Origin of the sequence: Streptococcus caecimuris, from assembly GCF_943193075.1 — a bacterium.
Lineage (GTDB): Bacteria > Bacillota > Bacilli > Lactobacillales > Streptococcaceae > Streptococcus > Streptococcus caecimuris.
The window spans coordinates 1-9,694 of the sequence record NZ_CALPCT010000032.1; the positions used below are offsets into that span (position 1 = coordinate 1).

General features: G+C 42.1%; 12 protein-coding genes. 5 read left to right on the forward strand and 7 right to left on the reverse strand.

From position 1 onward, the window contains the following. Window positions 1–100 precede the first annotated feature (100 nt). The 6 genes from NFR56_RS09420 to NFR56_RS09445 form a co-directional block, all read right to left on the reverse strand. The gene (locus NFR56_RS09420) at window positions 101–748 is read right to left on the reverse strand and encodes a redox-sensing transcriptional repressor Rex (RefSeq protein ID WP_049474902.1); all 648 of its coding nucleotides are present in this window, start codon (window positions 746–748) and stop codon (window positions 101–103) included. 130 nt (window positions 749–878) lie between these two features. Continuing rightward, on the reverse strand, window positions 879–1,094 hold the full coding sequence (locus tag NFR56_RS09425; RefSeq protein ID WP_049490891.1) for a DUF4649 family protein: 216 nt from the start codon (window positions 1,092–1,094) through the stop codon (window positions 879–881). 1 nt (window position 1,095) lies between these two features. Further along, window positions 1,096–1,443, reverse strand: coding sequence for a DUF1831 domain-containing protein (locus tag NFR56_RS09430; protein ID WP_009730974.1), 348 nt, complete (start codon window positions 1,441–1,443; stop codon window positions 1,096–1,098). Between the two features lie 9 nt (window positions 1,444–1,452). Next, entirely contained in the window at window positions 1,453–2,565 is a 1,113-nt protein-coding gene (locus NFR56_RS09435) for a cysteine desulfurase family protein (protein WP_070594555.1), read from the reverse strand. 9 nt (window positions 2,566–2,574) lie between these two features. Further along, window positions 2,575–3,531 (reverse strand): ribose-phosphate diphosphokinase, encoded by a 957-nt coding sequence (locus NFR56_RS09440; RefSeq protein ID WP_003007186.1) that lies wholly within the window; start codon window positions 3,529–3,531, stop codon window positions 2,575–2,577. Window positions 3,532–3,603: 72 nt separating this feature from the next. Further along, window positions 3,604–4,161, reverse strand: coding sequence for a CYTH domain-containing protein (locus tag NFR56_RS09445; protein ID WP_134974475.1), 558 nt, complete (start codon window positions 4,159–4,161; stop codon window positions 3,604–3,606). Window positions 4,162–4,256: 95 nt separating this feature from the next. Here NFR56_RS09445 and yjbM point away from each other — a divergent pair, with 95 nt between their 5' ends. From yjbM to mutY, 5 genes are all read left to right on the forward strand, one after another. Further along, the gene (yjbM, locus tag NFR56_RS09450) at window positions 4,257–4,928 is read left to right on the forward strand and encodes a GTP diphosphokinase (RefSeq protein WP_023918039.1); all 672 of its coding nucleotides are present in this window, start codon (window positions 4,257–4,259) and stop codon (window positions 4,926–4,928) included. Then, window positions 4,912–5,730 (forward strand): NAD kinase, encoded by an 819-nt coding sequence (locus tag NFR56_RS09455; protein WP_282184817.1) that lies wholly within the window; start codon window positions 4,912–4,914, stop codon window positions 5,728–5,730. The genes yjbM and NFR56_RS09455 overlap by 17 nt, the downstream gene beginning before the upstream one ends. After that, a complete protein-coding gene (locus NFR56_RS09460) occupies window positions 5,727–6,620 on the forward strand; it encodes an RluA family pseudouridine synthase (protein ID WP_003007192.1) in 894 nt (297 codons plus the stop codon). The genes NFR56_RS09455 and NFR56_RS09460 overlap by 4 nt, the downstream gene beginning before the upstream one ends. Before the next feature lie 21 nt (window positions 6,621–6,641). Beyond that, window positions 6,642–7,616 carry a phosphate acetyltransferase gene (gene pta / locus NFR56_RS09465; protein ID WP_021153149.1) on the forward strand — a complete coding sequence of 325 codons (975 nt, stop codon included), beginning with the start codon at window positions 6,642–6,644 and terminating at the stop codon, window positions 7,614–7,616. 246 nt (window positions 7,617–7,862) lie between these two features. Then, window positions 7,863–9,038 (forward strand): A/G-specific adenine glycosylase, encoded by a 1,176-nt coding sequence (mutY, locus tag NFR56_RS09470; protein ID WP_134974473.1) that lies wholly within the window; start codon window positions 7,863–7,865, stop codon window positions 9,036–9,038. 159 nt (window positions 9,039–9,197) lie between these two features. Here the strand turns inward: mutY and NFR56_RS09475 are convergent, their stop codons facing one another. Then, complete coding sequence (locus NFR56_RS09475) at window positions 9,198–9,545, reverse strand: DUF6568 family protein (protein WP_070661389.1); 348 nt, start codon at window positions 9,543–9,545, stop codon at window positions 9,198–9,200. Window positions 9,546–9,694 lie beyond the last annotated feature (149 nt).

Genomic DNA, 9,694 nt, shown 5'->3' on the forward strand with positions numbered 1-9,694 from the left:
GTAGAGCCCACTCAACCACTGCGTCTTGCTCGACAATCCAAAAATAATTGAGAGGCTAGGATTTTTGTCCCAGCCTCTTTTCTTGTTAATGTATAAATCTTTATTCTTCGTTTTTTCGCATGAAATAAAGGAGTGTTTGCAATTCACTAGTGAGATCGACATATTGGACAACAACGTCTTTAGGAACTGTCAGATGGACCGGAGAAAAGCTTAGAATTCCTTTGACACCGGCATCTACTAAAAGACTAGCAACTTCCTGCGCTTTAATACTTGGGACAGTTAAAATTGCTGTTTGAATGCCTTCTTTTTTGAGATTCTCTTTGATCGTAGAAATCCCATAAATGGGGATCCCATCCTTACTTTTGGTATTAATCAGTTCATGATCATCTACATCAAAAGCCATGACAATTTTCATCTTATTGCGTTCATGGAAGCGATAGTTGAGGAGCGCACTTCCCATATTTCCGATCCCCACAATAGCGACATTGGTAATGGCATTGTCATTTAAGAGATCGGCAAAGAAGTTCATCAGTTTTTTTACGTCATAACCAAATCCACGTCTTCCTAATTCACCAAAATATGAGAAATCTCGTCGAACAGTAGCAGAGTCAATCCCAATTGCATCAGCAATTTGCTTGGAATTGGCGCGCTCTATTTTTTCAGAGTTAAAGCGTTTAAAAATGCGGTAGTAGAGCGATAAGCGTTTTGCTGTTGCGCGTGGAATTGGAGTATTTTTATCATGTTTCACAATATCACAACCTTTCCCTCTTATTGTATAGGAAGATTGTGAAAAAATCAACTATCTAGAGTGGTTTTTCAAAAATATTTTTGTCTAAAGAAAAAGCTGATGACGATGGGAGAGTTCCATCAGCATCAGCTTAGTTTTCAGCTTGTTCTACCTTTTTCAAAAAAGCATAGAGTCCATCGACTCGTCCTGTATAGGGTAGCTTTTCCCCCTTGTATTCAATGGATACGATTGAGTAAGAGTCAGGCAAGGTTACACAGCCTGAAAAAGCTAGGATACAGGCTGCAAGGTCAGGATAAGTAGTCGTTCGTTCTACTTGGTAAGCATCGATATAAGTTAGGGTTACCATATTAGGCCTCTGTTTTGTTGAAAATTTCTCTTTCGACAAGACTATCCATTAAGAAATAGAATTTTTGTTGGATAATGTCATTTTCTGGATTTTTAAAGATATTAACCAGGCGAAGTCCAGACTTGTCTGTAATATTGATCTTAAAACCTGTCAAATCTTTATTAAAAATGATTTTAAGTAGGAAGCCTTCGCCGCTATTTGGAACGGCTTCGAGCAAACGATTTAACTCGTAATTTCCAACCTTTGTAACAGCGAATGTATTGTCACGTAAGGTATATTTTTTAACATTTGGGTGTAGACTATAGGTATATTTGCAGTCTTTCAATGAAACACTTGTTTCAAAAGCCATATTGTTCTCCTATGATAAAATTTCTTTAAGTTTTGAGAGGAAGTCTTGAACCTCCTCTACGGTATTGAGTTCTGAAAAACTAATTCGAAGGGATTCTTTTAGGCGTGAGCTATCTTTTCCATAGAGTGCCTCAAGGACATGGCTGGGTTGAACTGTACCAGCGGTACAAGCAGAACCTGTAGAGACAGAAATTCCAGCAAGATCGAGTCGCATCAATAAAACGTCATTTTGGACACCCGGAAAGCCAAGATTCCAAACAAATGGAAGATGATCGTCATTCGCATTTACGTAGTAGTCGTAGTCTGTTAAACCATTAACTAGTTCTTGGCCAAGTTTTTGAACCTGGTTGAAATTTTCTTCTTGATGAAGTGTAGCTTGCTGAAGCGCGGTTGCCATCCCGACAATAGAAATGAGATTTTCCGTACTGGCTCTCATCTTACTTTCCTGATCCCCACCATGTAAAAGATTATCAAAATCTGGGGAGGTTGCATAAAGGAAACCGACGCCCTTTGGTCCATGGAATTTGTGGGCAGAAGCACTGAGAAAATCAATTCCCAACTCTTCAGGATAGACAGGGACCTTTCCGATTGCTTGGACAGCATCAACGTGAAAGGCAGCTGGATGATCTTTTAAGAGTTCTCCGATTTCTTTAATCGGAAGAAGATCGCCTGTCTCGTTATTGGCAAACATGGTAGAGACAAGAATGGTATCCGGTCTAAGAGCCGCCTTGATATCACTAGCCTTAATGCGTCCATCTCTTGGTTGGACGATCGTAACTTCAAATCCGAAACGTTCTACAAGATATTCGATGGGTTCAAGAACCGCATGGTGTTCCAAAGCGGTCGTAATGATGTGTTTGCCATCTGCTTGGTGTTTCAAGCAGTAGCCTTTTATAACGGTATTATTACTTTCTGATCCACCTGAAGTGAAGAAAATACGATTTGGAAGAGTATGGAGAGACTGAGCAATTTGCTCGCGAGATTCTCGGAGAAGTTTACTAGCCATCCGTCCATGAGCATGAAGGCTCGATGGATTTCCAAAAGTGGTCTTCATAGTTTCAGACATTTTATCAATGACTTCAGGTAGAAGGGGAGTTGTTGCGGCATTATCAAAATATATCACATTAAGACCTTATTTCTTATGGTAGGCAAATAGAGGACTAACAGGTTTTCTTTCTTGAATGCGAACAATAGCTTCAGCGATCAGTTCGCTAGCTGTCAGATAGTTAATATTTTTTGGTGTTGGTCCATTTGGAGCAACAGAATCGGTTACTAAGATTTCTTTGATCGGAGCTTGGTCTAATAATTCAACAGCTCCTTTTACAAATAAACCATGGCTTGATACAGCATAAATTTCAGTAGCACCTTCGCGTTCGACGATTTTCGCAGCTTCTGAGAATGTCTTACCAGTATTGAGGATATCGTCAATCAAGATCGCTTTCTTATCTTTGACATCCCCGATAATATAGCCATAATCACGGTTTGCATCATCTTGCTCGTAATCAATGATCGCAATCGGTGCATCAAGATATTCAGCTAAACTACGAGCCCGTTTGACACCTGAATTTTTAGGACTGACGACGACGACATCAGGACCAGTTAGACCTTTGTTGATGTAGTGCTCTGCAAAAAGTGGAATGGTAAAGAGGTTATCCACGGCAATATCGAAGAAACCTTGAACCTGCACTGCATGGAGATCCAGTGTGACGACACGATCCACCCCAGCTTTGACCAACATGTTTGCGACGAGTTTAGCAGTGATTGGTTCACGAGGAGCAGCAGTCCGGTCTTGGCGAGCATAACCGAAGTAAGGCATGACCACATTGACAGTATTTGCGCTGGCCCGTTGGCAAGCATCTACCATAATTAACAGTTCCATCAAGTGATTGTTGACAGGGAAACTGGTTGATTGAATGATATAAATATCATATCCACGAACACTTTCCTCAATATTGACTTGGATTTCACCATCTGAGAATTGACGGGATGAAATTTTCCCAAGTGGAACCCCAGCATGATCCGCGATTTTTTGCGCAATCTCTGGATTTGAATTGAGAGAGAAGAGCTTCATATTTTTTTTATCTGACATGTGATTCCAACCTCATTTAGATTTTTGATCTTAGCACTATTTTAGCAAAAATTTGCGATAATTTCAGCTATTTTACAATCTTTCCGCCAATCTTGCGATTTTATTTTTTGCAGCTTTGTAGACGATTCCATGCTCTTTGATGAACTGATGGAAATTTTCTTCCTGCTCAGCGGTTTCGACCTCGATTTCTAATTCATAATCTTCAGTGTCTAGATAGAGACTGTGGTCTAGTGCCACCAATCCTGCAGCTGTTTCTTTTTCGAATCGTTCTGTTGTAAGGCTTCCCCAGACAGCGAGTTGCTCAACAGAGATTTCTTTAGAGATTAAGAGGTTTTTGATTTCTCCGTCAGGAAACTGTTGGTGTTGAAAGATCGCCTCGGTTTCTTCTGGGCTGAGGTTTTGATTGTACTCGAAATGGCCAACTGCCTCAGGGACTTTGAGAGTCAACTCAGCTTGATCTGTGAAAGTACGCACCCGCAAGGCCATTTTTTCCTTACGGATGAGCTGGTCGGGGGTATCGATATAGTGATTGGTTTGGACAACCAATTCTGTATCATCAAAAAGTGGAAGGAGGGATTGGTATTCCTCCTTGTCTAGCAAGGTTTTGTATTCAATTTCTAAATGGTTCATTTTGTAGTCCTTTGCTTTTTTTCGAAAGCGATTCATGATATAATAAGAGATGTGTTTATTGTATACAAAAATGGTTCAGATTACAAGGTGGTAGGATGGCAATTGATTGGGAAAACTTCTTAGATCCGTATATCCAAGCAGTTGGGGAATTAAAAATCAAACTGCGTGGGATTCGTAAGCAATATCGTAAGCAACAAAAGCATTCTCCAATCGAGTTTGTCACAGGTCGTGTTAAGCCGATTGAGAGTATCCGCGAAAAGATGATCCGAAGAAATATTTCTGAAGAAAATTTGGCTCAGGATATGCAAGATATTGCTGGTCTTCGTATCATGGTCCAGTTCGTAGATGACGTCGAAGAAATCCTAGAGGTTCTGAGACAACGGCAGGATATGCGCGTGGTCCAAGAGCGAGACTACATCCGCCACAAGAAATCAAGTGGCTACCGGAGTTACCACGTCGTGGTCGAGTATCCGGTCGATACTATTGATGGAAATGAAACGATCTTAGCAGAGATTCAAATTCGGACCTTGTCCATGAATTTTTGGGCAACCATTGAACACTCGCTCAATTATAAATATAAAGGAGACTTTCCAGACGAGATCAAAAAACGCTTAGAGACGACAGCAAACCTGGCCTATCTCTTGGATGAAGAGATGGGGGCAATTCGGGATGCGATTCAGGAGGCTCAAGCCCTGTTTGATCCACTTCATCGTAAGTTAAATGATGGCGTTGGAAATAGTGATGACACAGATGAAGACTACAGGTAAAAAAGTATCCATTATTCGCAATCGCAAGCGTCAAAGTGAAGAGGTTTTTCAGCAATTGCGCTATAAGCTTCGGAAAAATAATTTTATTTTGACGGAGAAGCACCCGGATATTGTGATTTCAATTGGTGGCGATGGGATGTTGCTATCGGCCTTTCACAAGTATGAACACCAGTTGGATCGGGTGCGATTTGTTGGCGTCCATACCGGACACTTAGGATTCTATACGGATTACTTAGACAGTGAAATCGATAAGCTGGTTGAGAATTTAAAATATGATACAGGAGCTAAGGTTTCTTACCCTATTTTGAATGTCAAGATTACTTTCGACAATGGGGAAACCCGTACCATGAGAGCTTTGAACGAAGCGACGATTAAGAGAAGCGACCGGACCATGGTTGCCGATCTCACGATTAATGGAGTGGATTTTGAGCGCTTCAGAGGAGACGGGATTACCGTTTCGACTCCGACAGGAAGTACGGCTTACAACAAATCCTTAGGAGGAGCAGTCCTTCACCCGACTATTGAGGCGCTACAGATCGCTGAGATCGCCAGTCTCAACAACCGTGTTTATCGTACCTTGGGTTCTTCTGTCATTGTCCCTAAAAAGGATAAGATTGAGATTACACCGACGAGACCTGGCTTCCACATTATCTCTGTTGATAATTCAACCTATTCTTACCGCAATATTGCAAAGGTAGAATATCAGATTGACAACCATAAGATTAATTTTGTGGCAAGTTCCAGTCACACCAGCTTCTGGAATCGGGTCAAGGATGCCTTTATCGGAGATGATAGAGAATGAGATTTGAATTCATTGTCGATGAGCATGTCAAGGTCAAGACCTTCCTGAAAAAGCACGAGGTTTCTAAGGGCCTCTTAGCAAAGATTAAGTTTCGTGGTGGCCAGATCCTTGTCAATGGACGTCCGGAGAATGCAATTTATTTGTTGGATATTGGGGATCGCTTGGTCATTGATATTCCAGCAGAAGAAGGGTTCGAAACCCTAAAACCCATGGATCGGCCTTTGGATATTTTGTTTGAAGATGATCATTTTTTGGTCTTAAACAAACCCTTTGGGATTGCTTCTATTCCAAGTGCGATTCATTCCAATACCTTAGCCAATTTTGTAAAAGGCTACTATGTGAAGCAGGGCTACGAGAACCAGCAGGTTCACATTGTCACTCGCCTGGACAAGGATACTAGTGGCGTCATGCTTTTTGCCAAACATGGCTATGCCCATGCCCGCTTGGATAAGCAATTACAGTCTAAAACGATTCAGAAACGCTATTATGCCTTGGTTAAGGGTTCTGGGAAGCTTGATCCTGTCGGAGAGATTATTGCTCCGATTGCGCGTGATGAAGATTCAATTATCACCCGCAAGGTAGCTAAAGGTGGCAAGTATGCTCATACTAGCTACCAGGTTGTTCAATCTTTTGGTGATATTCACCTAGTGGATATTCAGTTACACACAGGTCGAACCCACCAGATCCGCGTTCATTTTTCCCATATTGGTTTTCCGCTCTTGGGAGATGATCTCTATGGCGGCAGTTTAGAAGACGGCATTGAGCGCCAAGCCCTTCATTGTCATCGTCTATCCTATTATCATCCATTTCTAGAGGAAGAATTGGTCATAGAAAGTCCACTACCTCCAGATTTCCAAGCTGTATTAACACAGCTTCAAACAAGTTATTAATTATTAAAAGGAGTAAAACTAATGGAAGTTTTCGAAAATCTCAAAGCCAACCTCGTTGGTAAGAATGCACGTATTGTATTACCAGAAGGTGAAGAACCTCGTATCCTCCAAGCGACAAAACGCATTGTGAACGAGACAGAAGTAACCCCTGTATTGCTTGGTAATCCGGATAAAATTCGGATTTATCTTGAAATCGAAGGGGTTTTGGATGGATATGAAGTCATCGATCCTCATTCTTATCCAGGTTTTGAAGAAATGGTAGCTTCCTTGGTAGAACGTCGTAAGGGCAAAATGACAGAAGAAGAAGCGCGTCAAGTCTTGAAAGACGATGTTAACTATTTTGGTGTCATGTTGGTACACATGGGAATTGTTGATGGTATGGTTTCTGGTGCGATTCACTCAACAGCCGCAACTGTTCGTCCGGCCTTACAAATTATCAAAACTCGTCCAAATGTAAAACGGACTTCAGGGGCTTTCCTTATGGTTCGTGGATCTGAACGCTACTTGTTCGGGGACTGTGCCATCAACATCAATCCAGATGCTGAAGGATTAGCCGAAATTGCCATCAACTCAGCTATCACAGCCAAGATGTTTGGAATTGATCCAAAAATTGCTATGTTGAGCTATTCAACAAAAGGATCTGGTTTCGGCGAAAGTGTTGATAAGGTTGTCGAAGCGACTAAGCTTGCCCATGAACTTCGTCCAGACCTTGAAATTGACGGGGAATTGCAATTTGACGCAGCCTTTGTCCCTGCAACTGCAGCCTTGAAGGCTCCAGGAAGCAAGGTGGCAGGTCAAGCCAATGTCTTTATCTTCCCTGGTATTGAGGCAGGTAACATTGGGTACAAGATGGCAGAACGCCTTGGTGGCTTTGCAGCGGTAGGTCCAGTATTGCAAGGGTTGAACAAACCAGTCAATGACCTCTCTCGTGGATGTAATGCAGATGACGTCTATAAATTAACCTTGATTACGGCTGCTCAAGCTGTGGAGCAATAAGAAATACATTTAGAGAGTGGGACAGAAATTGGTAATTCGTTAGAATTCGATTTCGTCGTCCCATCTCCGCACAGTTGAGTAGGGCTGAAAAAGCTGATGAAATCAGCGTAGTAGAGCCCACTCAACCACTGCGTCTTGCTTGACAATCCAAAAACAATTGAGAGGCTAGGACTTTTGTCCCAGCCTTTTTTTCTTTATAAAATCAGAATTTCTAAACTCTAACTCATTCTGTGGTATACTAGGAATATGTTAGATTTAAAAGATTACGGGATTACCATGTGGAAGGAGGGAAAAATCGCCTCTTTTCGAGAAAAGTTATTAGCCTGGTATGATGCCCATAAACGGGATCTTCCCTGGAGAAGGACCCAGGATCCTTATAAAATTTGGATCTCAGAAATTATGCTCCAGCAGACACGTGTCGATACGGTTATTCCTTATTATGAGCGTTTTTTAGATTGGTTTCCGACGGTCGCTGATTTGGCTCAAGCTCCTGAAGAAAAACTCTTAAAAGCTTGGGAAGGCTTGGGGTATTACTCACGTGTCCGCAATATGCAGAAAGCTGCCCAGCAGATAATGGAAAATCACGGAGGAGTGTTTCCATCAAGTTATGAGGAAATATCTAAACTCAAGGGAATTGGGCCTTATACAGCTGGCGCCATTGCTAGTATTGCCTTTGGATTACCAGAGCCAGCAGTGGATGGCAATGTCATGCGTGTTCTAGCCCGCTTGTTTGAGGTGGACTACGATATCGGAATTCCTACCAATCGCAAGATTTTTCAAGCCATGATGGTAATCTTGATCGATCCGGTTCGTCCTGGTGATTTCAATCAGGCTTTGATGGATTTGGGATCCGATATTGAATCGCCAGTCAATCCACGGCCGGAAGAAAGTCCTGTAAAAGAGTTTAGCGCGGCTTATCAACATGGAACCATGGATCGTTATCCCATTAAGGCTCCTAAGAAGAAACCTGTACCTGTCTATCTCACAGCCTTTATTATCAAGGATAGTCAAGGGCGCTACTTGCTGGAGAAAAATGAGCGAGAAGGGCTTTTATCAGGTTTTTGGCATTTCCCTTTGATCGAAGTGGATAGCCTGTCTGAAAACCTAGGCCAATTATCTCTACTGGATGGGCAGGGTCATGCAGAAGTCAACCCAGAAATTCTTTCCTTTGAACAGGACTATGACTTGGCCATTGATTGGCAAGACAGATCGTATCCTATCGTCCAGCATGTCTTTTCGCATCGCAAATGGCAGGTTCAGATCCGATTCGGCCTTGTAAAAGAAGGAGAACAGCCAGCAAGTGAATCGACTGTTTGGTTAACACCAGAAGAATTTTCGGACTATCCTTTTGCTAAACCCCAGCAAAAGATTTGGACGACTTTTACGGAAAATGAAAATAGAGAGTGGGACAGAAATCGGTAATTCGTTAGAATTCAATTTCGTCGTCCCACCTCCGCACAGTTGAGTAGGGCTGTAAAAGCTGATGAAATCAGCGTAGTAGAGCCCACTCAACCACTGCGTCTTGCTCGACAATCCAAAAACAATTGAGAGGCTAGGACTTTTGTCCCAGCCTCAATTTTTTTATAGATGAGCGAATGCTTTGATTTCTTCTTCAGACATAGATGAGTCGCAACGAACACTGACTTCACCGGCTTCGACATGTAAAAATCCTGGGACAGTTGGGATGCCGTAAGTTGAGCGGAAGGCTTGTAATGCGTCTAGCTGACTTGGTTCTTCACTATTGATGAAGTAGATATGAGCTTTTGTTTCAGCTACGACAGTTGCCAACTTAGCAGCGAACTTCCGGCAGTAAGGACAAGTCTTGCGTCCGATAAAGAAGGTTGCTGTTTCTTTTTGATCGATCGCTTCTTGCGCACGCGCGACAGTTGTGACTTCAAGATCTTTAATATCTTCTAAAAATTGTTCCATGAGATTACCTCGCTTTCTTCTAAGTCTAGTATGCCATATTTTCTATAAAATCGCTGGTATTTGCTACGAAAGAAAGAGAGAGTGGGACAGAAATCGGTAATTCGTTAGAATTCGATTTCGTCGTCCCACCTCCGCACAGTTGAGTAGGG

Bases quoted from the DNA above. Each gene is read 5' to 3' on its own strand.
- NFR56_RS09460 (WP_003007192.1), top strand. From the start codon at position 5,727: ATGAGATTTGAATTCATTGTCGATGAGCATGTCAAGGTCAAGACCTTC.
- yjbM (WP_023918039.1), top strand. From the start codon at position 4,257: ATGGCAATTGATTGGGAAAACTTCTTAGATCCGTATATCCAAGCAGTT.
- mutY (WP_134974473.1), top strand. From the start codon at position 7,863: ATGTTAGATTTAAAAGATTACGGGATTACCATGTGGAAGGAGGGAAAA.
- NFR56_RS09445 (WP_134974475.1), bottom strand. From the start codon at position 4,161: ATGAACCATTTAGAAATTGAATACAAAACCTTGCTAGACAAGGAGGAA.
- NFR56_RS09475 (WP_070661389.1), bottom strand. From the start codon at position 9,545: ATGGAACAATTTTTAGAAGATATTAAAGATCTTGAAGTCACAACTGTC.
- NFR56_RS09425 (WP_049490891.1), bottom strand. From the start codon at position 1,094: ATGGTAACCCTAACTTATATCGATGCTTACCAAGTAGAACGAACGACT.
- NFR56_RS09455 (WP_282184817.1), top strand. From the start codon at position 4,912: ATGAAGACTACAGGTAAAAAAGTATCCATTATTCGCAATCGCAAGCGT.
- pta (WP_021153149.1), top strand. From the start codon at position 6,642: ATGGAAGTTTTCGAAAATCTCAAAGCCAACCTCGTTGGTAAGAATGCA.
- NFR56_RS09430 (WP_009730974.1), bottom strand. From the start codon at position 1,443: ATGGCTTTTGAAACAAGTGTTTCATTGAAAGACTGCAAATATACCTAT.
- NFR56_RS09440 (WP_003007186.1), bottom strand. From the start codon at position 3,531: ATGTCAGATAAAAAAAATATGAAGCTCTTCTCTCTCAATTCAAATCCA.